This is a genomic window from Nostoc sp. (genome assembly GCF_036917815.1).
GTDB lineage: Bacteria > Cyanobacteriota > Cyanobacteriia > Cyanobacteriales > Nostocaceae > Nostoc.
This window is the reverse complement of the sequence record NZ_JBALEK010000015.1, coordinates 15,000-30,854: the sequence shown is the minus strand read 5'-3', so window position 1 is coordinate 30,854 and position 15,855 is coordinate 15,000. Positions and strand designations below refer to the sequence as shown.

The 15,855-nt window shown below is 42.1% G+C and carries 10 protein-coding genes; 2 read left to right on the top strand and 8 right to left on the bottom strand.

Annotation, left to right across the window (positions count from 1 at the left end; genetic code table 11):
• Window positions 1-3: 3 nt before the first annotated feature.
• The 4 genes from egtD to V7K97_RS04555 form a co-directional block, all read right to left on the bottom strand.
• On the bottom strand, window positions 4-978 hold the full coding sequence (egtD, locus tag V7K97_RS04570) for an L-histidine N(alpha)-methyltransferase (protein ID WP_334799503.1): 975 nt from the start codon (window positions 976-978) through the stop codon (window positions 4-6).
• A gap of 838 nt (window positions 979-1,816) precedes the next feature.
• Window positions 1,817-3,223, bottom strand: a complete 1,407-nt coding sequence (locus V7K97_RS04565) for a DUF2079 domain-containing protein (protein ID WP_334799502.1) — start codon at window positions 3,221-3,223, stop codon at window positions 1,817-1,819.
• 404 nt (window positions 3,224-3,627) lie between these two features.
• Window positions 3,628-5,784, bottom strand: coding sequence for a polyribonucleotide nucleotidyltransferase (locus V7K97_RS04560; protein WP_334799501.1), 2,157 nt, complete (start codon window positions 5,782-5,784; stop codon window positions 3,628-3,630).
• Window positions 5,785-5,885: 101 nt separating this feature from the next.
• Window positions 5,886-6,431: a GNAT family N-acetyltransferase gene (locus V7K97_RS04555; RefSeq protein ID WP_334799500.1), complete on the bottom strand. Its 546-nt coding sequence runs from the start codon at window positions 6,429-6,431 to the stop codon at window positions 5,886-5,888.
• 147 nt (window positions 6,432-6,578) lie between these two features.
• Here V7K97_RS04555 and V7K97_RS04550 point away from each other — a divergent pair, with 147 nt between their 5' ends.
• Window positions 6,579-9,935: a DEAD/DEAH box helicase gene (locus V7K97_RS04550; protein ID WP_334799499.1), complete on the top strand. Its 3,357-nt coding sequence runs from the start codon at window positions 6,579-6,581 to the stop codon at window positions 9,933-9,935.
• Window positions 9,936-10,158: 223 nt separating this feature from the next.
• A complete protein-coding gene (locus tag V7K97_RS04545) occupies window positions 10,159-10,995 on the top strand; it encodes an SWIM zinc finger family protein (RefSeq protein ID WP_334799498.1) in 837 nt (278 codons plus the stop codon).
• Between the two features lie 45 nt (window positions 10,996-11,040).
• Here V7K97_RS04545 and V7K97_RS04540 read toward each other — a convergent pair whose 3' ends face one another.
• From V7K97_RS04540 to psbD, 4 genes are all read right to left on the bottom strand, one after another.
• Entirely contained in the window at window positions 11,041-11,679 is a 639-nt protein-coding gene (locus tag V7K97_RS04540; protein WP_334799497.1) for a Uma2 family endonuclease, read from the bottom strand.
• Between the two features lie 217 nt (window positions 11,680-11,896).
• Window positions 11,897-12,796: a DUF1963 domain-containing protein gene (locus V7K97_RS04535; protein WP_334799496.1), complete on the bottom strand. Its 900-nt coding sequence runs from the start codon at window positions 12,794-12,796 to the stop codon at window positions 11,897-11,899.
• Between the two features lie 187 nt (window positions 12,797-12,983).
• Window positions 12,984-14,375: a photosystem II reaction center protein CP43 gene (psbC, locus tag V7K97_RS04530; RefSeq protein ID WP_334799495.1), complete on the bottom strand. Its 1,392-nt coding sequence runs from the start codon at window positions 14,373-14,375 to the stop codon at window positions 12,984-12,986.
• Window positions 14,359-15,414, bottom strand: a complete 1,056-nt coding sequence (psbD, locus tag V7K97_RS04525) for a photosystem II D2 protein (photosystem q(a) protein) (RefSeq protein ID WP_012409998.1) — start codon at window positions 15,412-15,414, stop codon at window positions 14,359-14,361. The genes psbC and psbD overlap by 17 nt, the downstream gene beginning before the upstream one ends.
• Between the last annotated feature and the right edge of the window lie 441 nt (window positions 15,415-15,855).

Genomic DNA, 15,855 nt, shown 5'->3' with positions numbered 1-15,855 from the left:
AAATTAAGCTTGACAAAGAATTAATCCAAAGGAATGCTTGGTATCCGTCCAAGTCTTTAGTGTCTTAAGTCCGTGTGTCTCCAGTTGTTTTTGCATAATTACTAAATCAAACTTGCGAGAAATTTCGGTAAGAATGCTTTCTCCATCTGTAAACAACACTTGTAAATCTAACGCTTTTAGAAATACTTTATGACTATTTTGGCAATGCAGATACATCTCAATTTGAGCATCAGTTTGATTGTAAATAGCTTGATGAGTAAATAAATTGATGTCAAAATTGCCTTGGAAACGCCAATTTAAATGAGAAAGCATATTCAAGTTAAAAGCAGCCGTTACTCCTTTACTATCGTTATAAGCTGGCTCCAAAATTTCCTTGGGTTTTTGTAAATCAATCCCTAAAAGAAAGTAATCGCCTACCTGTAAAGTCCTAGTAACTTGTTTTAAGAAATCATCACATTCTTGTGGACTAAAATTACCAAGAGAACTGCCTAAGAAAAAAATCATCCGTGATGTTGTAAAGGCCGATTCTAGTTTTATTAATGCTTGTTCATAAGTTCCTATTAATCCCTCAATAAAGAAAGTCGGATATTTATGCTGTAGCTTTAGTACGCTAGATTTAAGGATTCCCTGACTAACATCAATGGGTATATACCTACAGTAACTGGCAACTTTTTGGTAAGCATCTAACAAAAACAGAGTTTTTGTAGAACTGCCACTGCCTAATTCTACAAGTTCACAAGCACCCGTTATCTGAGCGATTTCATCGGCATATTGGTGCAAAATCCATGCTTCTGTTCGTGTTGGATAATATTCTGGTAATTCACATATTTGTTCAAATAATTCTGAACCGTAATCATCGTAAAAATATTTTGGAGGTAAGTTTTTTTGATTTCGGGTTAATCCTTGAATGACATCTATACCCTCATTATTCAAAGATTGGTAATGCTCATTAAGAATCTTTATAGATGTCGATAACATGATGTAAATGCCTTTAGTTTCAAATTAGATTATTAAATATGACAGATTTACTATTTAATAGCAATGCTTATTGTTATATAATTAGTTATTCTAATAGTACTAAATCTCTATCAAGCTAGTGTACTAATACGGAATATTTGACTAATTTAATGTTTTTTGAATAGTTATAAAATCTGAGCTAATAAGTAATATCATGTCCGGCTTGTTATTGCGAACGAAGCGTTAGCGTAGTGAAGCAATCCCAAAACCTTTGCGATTGCTTCGCTTCACTTCGTTGCGCTCGCAATGACATATCGCAAGTGATTTAGCGGACATGATATAAGCCAGCAAGATTAACAATTCAAAATTCAAAATTAAAGTATTTGTAGGGTGCGTTATGACTTTAGTCTAACGCACCAAACCCTTGAAAATGGTGCCGTACTCTCGGTGATAACACACCCTACGTGTTGTTCAAAAATCAAATAGTAATCCTATATTACCAATGAAAAATTACAATCCTCATTAGTTAGTTTTATTTGTATTAACTTACATTTAAGTTAAAAATAATTGTAGGTTGAGTAGCGATCGCTCAACCAAAACTATTTTTGTTATTACTTGAATAGATAATTTAACTTTATTAAAATACAAAGATTAAGTAGGCGAGATTAAATAAAAGCAGGTTAAGTATAGCATTTCCCAAGCTAGTAAGGTACACCCGTAGTGGCACGGCACTGCCGTGCCCCTACACCTTGCGATATAATGTTGTACCTCATCTGAATGGGAACAGCTATAAGCTAAAAAACATTGAGATTAGTATGTAGTGTAACCCACAGGGTTACACTACATACCTTTAATTACCTTACTGCTTTTTAAATAAATAAACATCATCCTGTTGATAAATCAATTTAAATGCTTGGTTATTTTTGAGTTCATAGGGCAATTCTGGATTGAAGTCAAGTTTATTTTCCCGATTTTTAGTTCGGGCATCAAGTAATACATATTCAATATTTCCACTACTTATATCATCAATTTTACTGTCTGTACTAATTAGATTAATAATTTGGCGTTGGCTCAAATGAGGAGCAATTCTTGATGTTGTTAAAACGCTTCCTTGGGTTTTAACCAAACTTACTGCTGTATGCAGAGAGTTAAGAATTGACAGACTAGATAAATAACGTGTTATGAAAAATTCATACTTAGCCAGTGCCAAAAATGCAATTATAGCCCAAACTATTAAAAAACGCGGTTTTAGCCAAGGTCTTTTTTTGTCTTGCTGGTACTGCCATATTGAATACAATAACCAAACAATTAAAAATGGGAAAATTGTTAAAGAATAATGGTGAACTAAGTCTCGCTGTGCTGAATAATCAGAAATAATATTCAGCAAAAACATTGGTAAAGCTGGTATTATCATCGTTGCGTGTCGCCAGTGTAATCCAATAATTACTGGTAACAGAAGTAATAAATAATAAAATAGTGTTTCCGGTGCAAAGAATTTTCCTAAAATCAAGCTAGGATTAAAAATAATATTCCAGATGATTTCTTTGGGAGAATCACCTAGAGAACTATAAAATACAACCCCACCTGCTTTACCACCTCGAATCATCGGGACGAGATAACCAACAGTCATCAAGTACCAAACCGCACCTGTGACGATACAACCAATTCCATAGATACGTCGATGCTGGATAAACCACAGCCAAACTCCGAAAGCAATTACAGTTAAACTTAAAATATCTTTGCAACTTAGGACTAAAGCGATCGCTATAATTAACTGCCAAGTTCGATTACTAATTCCTGCCCACATTGCCCATAATAAGGCAGGGACAGCAATCGCTTCTGGACGGAAATCAGTAAAAAAGTTGGTGTTAAATAAACAAGGATAGAGTAGGTAGGAAATAGAAATTGCTCGTGCATAATTTATAGATAAGCCAGCTTGTAAACTTAAGGCATATACGGGTAAACATCCTAGTGCTAAAGCGATCGCTTGGACTGCAAATAGCCAATGCACATCGGGATAAATTTTGTAAAGTGGCACAATTAGATATAAGATAAAAGCTGCATGATCTCCAATCATCTGAAAGCCAAAGAATGATGAAATTGTCGGTAGTCCTTGACTTGCTAAATATACCCATTGATCGAAGACAGCTAAATCCAAAGCATTTGATTGAAATAATTCATGTCGTAAGCTGCTACAGATAAATAAGATTAAGGCACTTACGCCGATCATCCAACTGATATAAATAAGCCCAGATTTATTTTTCACACTATTTAGTTTTATTAGCAGATATGATTAGGATAAATAATTCTAACTATTACTATAGGACTCATATTTAATTTTTGAAATATACGTAGGGTGCGTTATGCCTCTGGCTAACGCACCACCCGAAGCTTTTGGTGCGTTCCGCTACGCGATAACACACCCTACAGGTACTTAGATTTTTTCAAAAATCAAATCGAATTCCTATATTCTTTCACAAGAATAGCGGTTCTCCATACTTAAACCTGGGCTTAGGGTCTTTATAATTTCACATTTAATATATATGAATATTTCTTCTTTTACTGTGCTGAGAGTGATGAAAAAGCGTTAATTAGAGAAGCATACGGCGATGCCTTCACAACAGGCATCGCGGATTTTAGATTTAATCTAATCTAAAATCCCAAATCGATTTAACGATTTACCGCCGCAGCTTCTCGCGCTGCTGCTGCTTGATCTGGGTGGATACCCAAGCGGGTGAGATTAATCCGACCTTTGTTATCAATTTCGCGCACTTTGATAATCACTTCATCACCCACCGCTACTTCATCTTCAACTTTGCCAACGCGGTAGTCGGCTAGTTGAGAAATGTGGATCATGCCTTCTTTTCCAGGCAGAAATTCCACAAATGCACCTATGGGTATAATCCGAGTGATGCGTCCTGCATAGACATCCCCTTCATGCAGCTTGCGAGTCATGCCTTGGATGATGTTTTTGGCTCTCTTGGCCTTGTTCTCATCGACGGCGGAAATCGTCACGGTGCCATCATCTTCGATGTCAATTTTTGCACCAGTTTCCTCTGTGATCCCCTTAATAGTCTTGCCTCCAGGGCCAATGACCAAACCAATCATGTCTGAATCAATCTTGATTGTTAACAGACGTGGGGCATAAGGTGAGGTTTCAGTACGCGGCGTGTCAATGCAGGCGAGCATTTTCTCCAGAATGTGCAATCGGGCTGCTTTGGCTTGGTGGACGGCTTGGGCTATAACCTCCAAAGACAAACCGGAGATTTTCATATCCATTTGCAAGGCGGTAATCCCGGTATCCGTGCCGGCAACTTTGAAGTCCATGTCGCCCAAAAAGTCTTCAATGCCTTGGATGTCGGTCAGGATTCGCACTTCGTCCCCATCCTTAATCAGTCCCATTGCTGCGCCACTGACGGGTTTGAGAATTGGTACACCAGCATCCATCAGGGCAAGGGTGGAACCGCACACTGAACCCATTGAGGTGGAACCGTTGGAGGAAAGTACTTCCGATACGATGCGAATGACGTAGGGAAATTGTTCTTTTGACGGTAGCACAGGTAGGAGCGCTCGTTCTGCCAACGCCCCGTGACCAATTTCGCGTCTTCCTGGGGCCCGCATTGGCTTGGTTTCACCGACTGAGAACGGCGGGAAGTTGTAATGATGCAGATAACGCTTGTGTTGATCGAGCTGCATGTCATCGTTGAGGTTTTGGGCATCCCCCGGTGTACCCAGAGTACAAGCGGATAATACCTGAGTTAGTTCCCGGTTAAATAAACCGCTACCGTGGACTCGCTTTGGTAAGACATCAACTAAACAAGAAACAGGACGCACTTGATCGAGTTTACGACCATCAACGCGGACGTTATCTTCGATGATTTGTCGCCGCATGAAGTATTTGGTAATATCTTTAAAAGTGTTACCAAGTGCCTTCTTATTTGCAGTTGCGGCAACTCGAATTGGGTCTTCTTCTGACAGTTCAGTAATCGTCGCGGCAATTTCATCCTTGACGACATCTAAAGCGGCATCGCGTTCGGGTTTGGTCAAGCTAAATTGAGACAGGATTTTCTTAATCTGACTGTTAGCGCGATCGCGGATATAATTTTCTAGCGTTTGGTCTACTTGTGGTGGTGCTTCTTGCACTATTACTAGACCCAGTTCTGCTAATAAATCTTGCTGTGCTTTGATTAAGTCCCGCACTGCTTCATAACCAAAATCAATCGCCTCAAGAATATCTCGTTCTGGCAACTGATTGGCTCCCGCCTCCACCATGATTACGCCATCTGGTGAACCTGCTACTACCAAATCCAAGTCTCCGGCTTCAATTTCTGAGTATGTGGGGTTGATAATGAAATCATCTCCCACTAAACCAACCCGCACTGCTGCCATCGGCCCATTAAAAGGAATTTGGGCAATCAGGGTCGCAATGGAAGCACCTGTAACTGCTAGCACATCGGGTGGCACTAACTCGTCCATTGACAGCGTTAAGGCAATAATTTGCAGGTCATCCCGTAGCCATGAGGGGAACAAGGGACGCATGGGACGGTCTATAAGACGGCTGGTGAGAATTGTTTTTTCTGGTGGACGACCTTCCCGCCGCATGATCCCTCCGGGAATCCGACCTGCGGCATATAACCTTTCTTCGTAATCTACAGTCAGGGGAAGAAAATCAATGCCTTCTCTGGCTTGCGATCGCGTAGCCGTTACTAAAACGGATGTGTCTCCTGATTCTATCAAAACCGACCCACCTGCCTGGGGAGCTAGTAAGCCTACTTTCAGTCGAATATCCCTTCCATCAAAGGATATTGACTTATCAACTTCTGCCATTCAGTTCTTTTTCCTTCTCTTTCGCTATTCTCTTTCTGTGGCAATCCTAACATTTATGCCATATAGCTGACTTCTAGTACATACAAAGATAGACAAGTCGTTCAACCCAAAGTGTGATACACGATCAGCGTGTCTACCACCTGCCCGCGATCTAGCTTCGCCGCACCCGGAATGCGCCCAATAATTTCAAATCCTAACGACTGCCAAAGTGTAATTGAAGGTATATTAGTTTCAAAGACCAAATTAAACATTACTGCTTCGTAGCCCAGATTTGCTGCGATCAAAAGCATCGCCTCTCCCATGAACCGCCCTATCCCCTGACCCCGTAACCCTGGTTGTACAATAAAACCAGCGTTGCAAATATGGCTACACCGACCGGGAAAGTTTGGCTTTAAATAAAATGCCCCTAATATTTCTTTTGGCTTGTGTGTAGGATCTACAACAGATGTCCTGACAACAAAGGCATCCTTGCTTAACCAGTAAGCTGAAAATTCTGCTTGAGATAGAGGTTGCTTTTGAGGATAGGTTTTACCTTCAATAATCACAACATTGAGTAATGCTCTTACAACCTCCTGTTCTTGAGGATTCATATAATCTAGTTCTACTAATATCCCATTTTTTAAAACTTTAATTAGAGGAAAAATCATTATTTACAATGTTTGTATTGAATATTTACTTAAATGTTTATTATATGCAAGATTGGGCTAATAAATCTAATTTTTAAGATGCAAAAAGTAGAATGGTTGCAATTTTAATTCTTGAGTTTTGTAAAAATATATATAAGTAATTAGCAAATGGCGATCTTACACTGTAATTGGTTACTAAAAAATCAAAATGGTTGTTTATTTATTTGGGGGGAAACTTGGCGATCGCCACGAGTCAATTTCGAGTTTAGTGGAACTGGAGATATAGCACCACATCCATTGGCAATGACATCAGTTGAGTTGAGTGAGTGGTTGCGTTCGCAGAACATGGCAATTACCAACTTCATCCAGCAGCCTCAAGTTGCCATTGCTACTACTGGGCGAACACGGAAAGCCCCCAGTGCCACTGAGATCAGTTTGCCAACGCACTCCCAAATTATTGCCCTACCGACTTACATCCCAGAAGCTAATAGCGAAGGAACAACAGCGATTTTCCCTGTACATTCTGCCAGCTTGGGGCTAGATACAGACTCCCCGCAATATTTGCAACCCTGGCGAGTTGAGGGTTTTTGTCTTAACCCCAGTGAAGCAGTAAAATTTCTCGCTGCTGTTCCCTTAAATGCTGCTAAAGGGGAAGATGCCTTTTTGGGTGGAGATTTACGCTTTTGGTCGCAGGTTGCCCGTTGGAGTTTAGATTTAATCTCGCGCTGTAAGTTTTTACCAACAATTGACCGACAATCAGATGGTGCATTTGCTGCTAAGTGGCAAGTACTTCTAGACAGTGCAGTAGATGGAACCCGCCTAGAAAAATTTTCTGCAAACATGCCGTTGGTTTGTCGTACTTATCAAGAGGGAATGGGGACACTTCGACAAGCTCAGTGCATCGCTGGGGACACTTCGACAAGCTCAGTGCATCGCTGGGGACACTTCGACAAGCTCAGTGCATCGCTGGGGACTGGAGAGGAGTTTTCCCAATCCCTAATCCCTAATCCCCAATCCCTACTTTATATAAACTTCCCTACCGAACCTCAAGAATTACTTTTGGGATTTCTCAACAGTACGATAGATGCCCAAGTGCGAGAAATGATGGGTTCTCAACCTCCAATTGAAGCTAAGGTGATTGCATCTTTACCATCTGCGGTGCGACAATGGTTGCAAGCCTTAACTAGTGCATCTCATATAGTTAATGCAGATACCATTGAAGTGGAACGACTAGAAGCGGCACTGAAGGCTTGGACTATGCCGCTACAATACCAATTAACTCTTAAAACTCTATTTCGTACTTGTTTTCAACTGCGTTCTCCAGAGTCTGGCGAAACAGATTGGACATTGGCGTATTTCCTGCAAGCGGCTGATGATCCTGAGTTTTTGGTGGATGCGGCAACTATTTGGAACAATCCAGTTGAACGATTGGTTTATGAAAATCGGACAATTGAGCAACCACAGGAAACATTTTTGCGAGGTTTGGGGCTAGCTTCCCGATTATATCCAGCGATCGCACCCAGTTTTGAAACCGAATATCCCCAATCTTCTAATATCACCCCCATCCAAGCTTATGAGTTTATCAAAGCTGTAGCTTGGAGGTTGGAAGACAGTGGTTTGGGAGTAATTTTGCCTCCCAGTTTAGCCAACCGCGAAGGATGGGCAAACCGTTTGGGTTTGAAAATTACCGCCGAAACCCCAAAGACAAAACAGGGACGTTTGGGGTTGCAAAGTCTACTAAACTTCCAATGGCAGTTAGCAATTGGCGGACAAACTATTTCTAAAGCTGAGTTTGATAAACTTGTGGCTTTAAATAGTCCACTAGTGGAAATTAACGGCGAGTGGGTAGAATTGCGCCCCCAAGACATCAAGACAGCCCAAACATTTTTTACCACTCGCAAAGACCAAATGGCGCTTTCCTTGGAAGATGCCTTGCGTTTCAGTACAGGGGATACCCAGGTAATTGAAAAGTTACCAGTAGTTAGCTTTGAGGCATCTGGGGCATTGCAAGAGTTGATTGGGGCGTTAACCAATAATCAAGCGATCGCACCTTTGCCCACACCAACAGGCTTTAAAGGGCAGTTGCGACCTTATCAAGAACGTGGTGCTGCTTGGCTGTCCTTCTTAGAACGTTGGGGCTTAGGCGCGTGTCTCGCCGACGATATGGGCCTCGGTAAAACTATCCAGTTCATCGCTTTTCTGCTGCACTTGAAAGAACAGGATGCACTCGAAAATCCAACTCTATTGGTTTGTCCAACTTCTGTTTTAGGCAACTGGGAAAGGGAAGTAAATAAATTTGCACCAAGCCTGAAAATTTTGCAATATCACGGTGACAAACGCCCAAAAGGGAAAGCATTTTTAGAAGCAGTGAAAAAGCACGATTTAATCGTTACCAGCTACTCACTTCTTCATCGAGATATCAAGTCATTGCAAAGTGTATCTTGGCAGATAATAGTTTTAGATGAAGCTCAAAATGTGAAAAATCCAGAGGCGAAGCAGTCAAAAGCAGTGCGTGAATTAGAAGCTACGTTTCGGATTGCGTTGACGGGGACACCAGTAGAAAATAGACTGCAAGAACTCTGGTCTATTTTGGATTTTCTCAATCCAGGATATTTAGGCAATAAGCAATTTTTCCAGCGTCGGTTTGCTATGCCAATAGAAAAGTATGGTGATACTGCTTCTTTGACTCAATTACGTTCATTAGTGCAACCATTTATACTGCGGCGATTGAAAAGCGATCGCGACATCATTCAAGATTTACCAGATAAGCAAGAAATGACCGTATTTTGTGGTCTTACTGGTGAACAAGCTGCACTTTATCAACAAGTAGTAGAACAATCTTTAGTAGAAATAGAATCTGCTGAAGGATTGCAACGTCGGGGGATGATTTTGGCTTTACTAATAAAACTCAAGCAAATCTGCAATCACCCAGCCCAATATTTGAAACAGGCGACATTAGAGCAACATAATTCAGCCAAACTGCTGCGGCTAGAAGAAATGTTAGAAGAAGTTTTAGCAGAAGGCGATAGAGCTTTAATTTTCACACAATTTGCTGAGTGGGGTAAATTACTTAAACCCTATTTAGAAAAACAGCTTGGGCGAGAAATATTCTTTTTATATGGCAGCACCAGCAAAAAACAACGTGAGGAAATGATCGACCGTTTCCAACACGACCCCCAAGGTCCACCGATTATGATTCTTTCTCTGAAAGCGGGTGGTGTAGGATTGAATTTAACACGAGCAAATCATGTATTCCACTTTGATAGATGGTGGAACCCAGCCGTAGAAAATCAAGCCACAGATAGAGTATTTCGGATTGGCCAGACCCGGAATGTACAAGTACATAAATTTGTTTGCACTGGCACTTTAGAAGAAAAAATTCATGACATGATTGAAAGTAAGAAACAACTAGCTGAACAAGTTGTGGGTGCTGGTGAAGAATGGTTAACTGAAATGGATACAAATCAACTTCGCAACTTACTACTACTCGATCGTAGTGCAGTAATTGACGATGATGCAGAATAAGTTTGTAGTCAGGACTTTAGTCCTTGATTTGAGTGCTTTAGCGCTCACTACAAACCTATAATTATTTCTTCCTTTGCGTCCAACTCTGACGAGATGCTGCGCGAATGCGGTACCCTGCGGGAAGCCGAAGCGTCTACGTTAAAAAATTGACTTTGACAAAGAGTTAAGCCTTAACTGAACCGTATTAGGTTGTGCGTTGTTAATTTTGAATTTGGAATTGATTATGACTAATTACACATTACAAGCAAGTCGAGAATGGTGGTCACAACAATGGCTAGATTTGCTAGATTCCTATCGCTTTAAAAAGCGCTTAGAACGTGCGAGAAATTATGCTCGTCAAGGAAATGTTTTGAGCATCGAATTTAAAGGTGCGAAAGTATTGGCTAGAGTGCAAGGGAGTGAAATTGAACCTTATAAAGTTTCCCTTTCCCTTGAACCTTTTAGTGATGAACAGTGGGGTTATGTAATTGAAACCATGTCCCAAAGGGCAATTTTTGCTGCCAAGCTACTAGCAGGAGAAATGCCACAAAATATAGAAGAAGTGTTCACAGCTAATGGTCTTTCTATATTTCCTTTTACCCTGACTGATGTCCAGAGTAAATGCTCTTGTCCTGATAAAGCAAATCCCTGTAAACATATTGGTGCGATATACTATCAGTTAGGCGATCGCTTCAGTGAAGACCCCTTTGTACTATTTCAATTGCGCGGACGTACCAAAGAGCAAATCATCAGTGATTTACGTCAGTTACGTAGTGCCAAAATTCAACATAATACCACAGAAACGCCCGATATTCAACCGTCAATTCCTAATAACAAATACTCAGTAAAAATTGACTCTTTCTGGCAATATAATGAGCCACTAGAGTCATCATTGGTAGTGATTGCACCGTCCACTAATGAGATGGTTTTAGATGTATTAGGAGCAATCCCCCTAGCGAAGGAAGAGGAAAATACAGTAAATTCAACTTCGAGTGATGTGGTAATGAAGTCTTTGAATACAGTTTACAGAGATGTGAGTCAAAAGTCTTTTTTAGCAGCAATGAATGTGGGAGGAAGTTGATACTAATTCGTAATTCGTAATTATGAATTAGGTTGAGTAGGTAGTTCAATCTTTACTCTTCCCGCCTTCTCTCACCCATTCCCGAACCGCCTGACGAATTGCTCGTCTGCCATTTGCCCGATTTTGCTCAATCAGTTTCGGCAGATATCGAATTGCTAAAGTAGGAAATACTAAACTGTTCTCTGATTCGATATATTCCCCATCTTGTAGTTGGTAAATTTTGAGTTCACCGGAGTCATAACACCAGAGTTCTGGTACTCCCAGGCGTGCATAAATGGGAAACCGATTTAGAGACTTACTGGTAACATCAATTTCCAGTGCCAAATCAGGCGGTGGATCTTGTCTCAAGTCCAGATCCAATCTACCCCGAATCGCAGCTTCATTCTGGAAATAGAAGCAGTTATCTGATTCTACCCCTGCCATTCGGCTTTCTCGCTTCCAAGTAGTCGAGCCATAACTTTCATAGTCTATAGCCAACTCTTCAGCGATGTCTTGAACTGCAATACTAATTACCTCTTTGTAATGTTCGTGTTCAGGTAAAGGTGTCATAATTTCCAAAGTAGTGCGATCGTAAGCTAACCTTGCTGCCCGATGCTCTCCCAAGTCTTTTAGAAGATTTTCAAACTGTTGCCAGCTAATGTCGTAAAGTATTACTCGGTCTGCTCGATTCTTGGCGACTGTCATTGTTACGACCTCCAGAATATTTTATAAAGAAGAATTCAGAACTCAGGAGTCAGAATTCAGCATGAGTTCTGTACGGTTCTTTGATGAATATTGGTTTAAAACCTTGCCCCTCGTGGGCGAAACAAAGTTTAAACATTGTTCGTTATTAAAATGCGCGACCGTAGCTAAGATAATATCTAGCATGAGGGCAAAAAGCAGTCTCGATAGTTTTACCCCATTAGGTGAATTGACAAAAAAAAGCGACTTGTTTTTTGTGAGTTGAGCATTGCACGATATACCCTACACCCAGACCAGAATGCGGGTAAGGAAAATTTATAGTTTCGCACTCCTCAAGCTGAAAAATAAACTGATCCATTTTTTGGTTACAGACAGGACATTTGGGATATTCAATATCTTGTGCCCAGCAAGGCCAACCTGCCAATTTGTCTCCTAGATTGTTTAATAAAATATATTCACTCCAAACCTTCTTCCTATCATTAAATAAAGTCCCATATTGTTCTACTTCATCAGGATGGGGGTAATCCTCAATTTCTTCCCAACCTACGATCAACTTAGTAGGAAAAGTCTTTTCCATATCGGGAACTTCAACATGATTTACTTCGCCCTTCGGTTGAATGATCCTAATAACCTGAGATGTTGAAAATGCTTTACAGGCTTGCATCCAGCAAGTATCTATTAACTCTTCAATGATCGCTTCCGGTTCTGGATTGCCAAGAATTAACTCTGATTCTTCCTCATAGAGTTCTGATGTTTCTATAACTGTTGTCTCACCAAACTCATCTTCATAAGCAGTTACAGATATAACTATATCAGAATAGCCTCCCATAGGCTCTCTTAAAGTAAAGCTCCCAGTTTTGATTTCAAAGTTACTTTCACAGCAGAAAAGCTGAAGAAGACCAGAGCCGAACTTTTCTTCTAGGCTCCCAGGTAACTCATGAAGATTTAACTGAAGAACCAGCCTCATTGGGTTTTGACAATTATGACAAACAGGCCAAGTCTCTCCATTAAAAAACCAGACTTTACCCGAAGTTTTGGAAGCGTCTAAAGTGCTTTCCCCATCTATAATAATCGGTTTCCACGCTTGTCGCTTCAGGTCACTTAGCTGATTTTTTACCACACCTAATACGATGAAAAAGTCAATTTATTTTAGCCAATATCTTAAACGCTTAGGTGATTTTCAGGAAAAAATTACCAGGATGTTGCCTAGACTTCCTGTGGGTAAGCGCAATCAATAAAAAAGCCCTTGCTTTTATGCAAGAGCCTCTAAACTATTTAATTATCAGTGATGAAATAAACTTTACAACCTAGTCGAGGTCATTCATAAACATCACTGGCTCAGTATCACGGTTAATTCCTTTCTCAAAACCACCAGCCGCAGCCCGTGCGCGACCGGCGTGCCACAAGTGACCAACTAGGAAAAAGAATCCTAGTACGAAGTGAGAAGTCGCCAACCAAGCGCGAGGAGATACGTAGTTGAAGGAGTTAATTTCGGTAGCCACACCACCCACGGAGTTTAGAGAACCGAGAGGAGCGTGGGTCATGTATTCAGCAGCGCGACGAGCTTGCCAAGGCTGAATATCATTCTTGATTTTTTCCAGGTCAAGACCATTGGGGCCACGTAGAGGCTCTAACCAAGGGCCGCGGAAATCCCAGAAGCGCATGGTTTCACCACCAAAGATGATTTCACCAGTTGGAGAGCGCATCAGGTATTTACCTAGACCTGTAGGGCCTTGGGCAGAACCGACGTTAGCACCCAAGCGTTGGTCACGAATCAAGAAGGTCAAAGCCTGAGCTTGAGAAGCTTCTGGTCCGGTAGGGCCAAAGAATTCGCTTGGGTAAACGGTGTTGTTGAACCAAACAAAGATTGAGGCAATGAAGCCCATCAGGGAGAGAGCGCCCAAGCTGTAGGAGAGGTAAGCCTCACCAGACCAGATGGATGCACGACGTGACCAAGCAAAAGGCTTGGTGAAGATGTGCCAGACACCACCAGCAATTAAGATAAAGGCAATCCAGATGTGACCGCCGACGACATCTTCCAAGTTATCAACGCTGACAATCCAGCCTTCGCCACCGAAGGGAGACTTGATTACATAACCGAAGATAACTGCTGGGTTCAATGTCGGATTGGTAATAATCCGAACATCACCACCGCCTGGTGCCCAGGTGTCATACAACCCACCAAAGAACATTGCCTTTAGAACCAACAGCAATGCACCGAATCCCAAAATAATCAGGTGGAACCCGATGATGTTGGTCATCTTGTTCTTGTCTTTCCAGTCGTAACCAAAGAAAGAAGAGTATTCTTCTAAGGTTTCTGGGCCACGGACAGCATGATAGATACCGCCAAAGCCAAGGACGGCTGAGGAAATTAGGTGGAGTACACCGACAACAAAGTAGGGGAAGGTATCGATGACTTCACCACCAGCACCAACACCCCAACCCTGAGCGGCGAGGTGAGGTAACAGGATTAAGCCCTGTTCGTACATGGGCTTTTCAGGAACGAAGTGAGCGACTTCAAACAAAGTCATCGCTCCAGCCCAGAATACAATCAAACCAGCGTGGGCAACGTGAGCACCCAGTAGTTTGCCAGATAGGTTGATTAAACGTGCGTTACCAGACCACCAAGCAAATCCAGTGGATTCTTGGTCGCGTCCAGCGCCGCCTAAGATAGTTGGTCTATTAGAGAGCGTTACCACGTGGTAATACCTCCTCAGGGAATACAAATTGTTCGTGGGGTTGATCTTGAGGAGCCATCCAAGCGCGGATACCCTCGTTCAGCAAAATGTTTTTGGTATAGAAGGTTTCAAACTCTGGGTCTTCCGCCGCCCGCAATTCTTGGGAAACGAAATCATAAGCCCGCAGGTTGAGTGCTAAACCGACGATGCCGACGGCGCTCATCCACAAGCCTGTAACTGGCACAAACAACATGAAGAAGTGTAACCAGCGCTTGTTAGAGAAAGCAATACCGAAAATCTGTGACCAGAAACGGTTTGCCGTCACCATTGAGTAGGTTTCTTCCGACTGGGTGGGATTGAAGGCGCGGAAGGTGTTAGCACCATCACCGTCTTCAAACAAGGTGTTTTCGACTGTTGCACCGTGAATGGCACACAATAAAGCACCACCCAATACACCAGCAACACCCATCATGTGGAAGGGGTTGAGTGTCCAGTTGTGGAAGCCTTGCAGGAATAGCAGGAACCGGAAAATTGCCGCTACGCCAAAGCTGGGTGCAAAGAACCAGCTTGATTGTCCCAAGGGGTACATCAGGAATACGCTGACGAATACGGCGATGGGAGCGGAGAAGGCAAGAGCGTTATAAGGACGGATACCTACTAGACGGGCAATTTCAAATTGCCGCAACATGAAGCCAATCAAACCGAAGGCTCCGTGTAGGGCCACGAATGGCCACAAACCACCCAATTGGAACCAACGGGTGAGGTCGCCTTGGGCTTCTGGTCCCCACAACAGCAATAGGGAGTGTCCCATGCTGTCGGCGGGGGTGGATACTGCCACTGTCAGGAAGTTAGCGCCTTCTAGGTAGGAGGAGGCTAATCCGTGGGTGTACCAAGAGGTGACGAAGGTGGTGCCGGTCAGCCAACCGCCTAGTGCTAGGAAGGCGCAGGGAAATAATAGTATCCCTGACCAACCTACGAATACGAAGCGATCGCGCTTGAGCCAGTCGTCGAGAACGTCAAACCACCCTCTACTGGGGGCGCGTCCAACTGCGATGGTCATCGGACTAAAATCCTCTTTTTTTACTAAAATTGCAAACGTTCCTAAGGCGGTGCGGAGAGCCAATGTAACCGACTGCCGTGAGGAATTAACGTTTTTTTGACAATCTCAATAGCATCAAAGCAGTTGAGATTCTGAGAGCTTGCTGACTAGTGAAGTCACCATTTCTCTTTCTTTATGCCATTACACGTACCATCGGCTAGTAATCTAGCTTGTGGTAACTTAATGATTCTTAATTTATCACACTAGTAAGGGTTTTTGCCTGATACGCAGAAGCAAATGAGGTATGAAACACGAACCTTATAAATAATATGAATATCAGAAATTTTACAATTTGACACAAGTTTTCTCAGAAATCTGAAAAAATTTAATGTAGATGGACGTATCTAGGTAATTTATTTCCAAGAGGTTAAAAAGAGGCGGGGAGAGAGGAGCAAGGGGGCA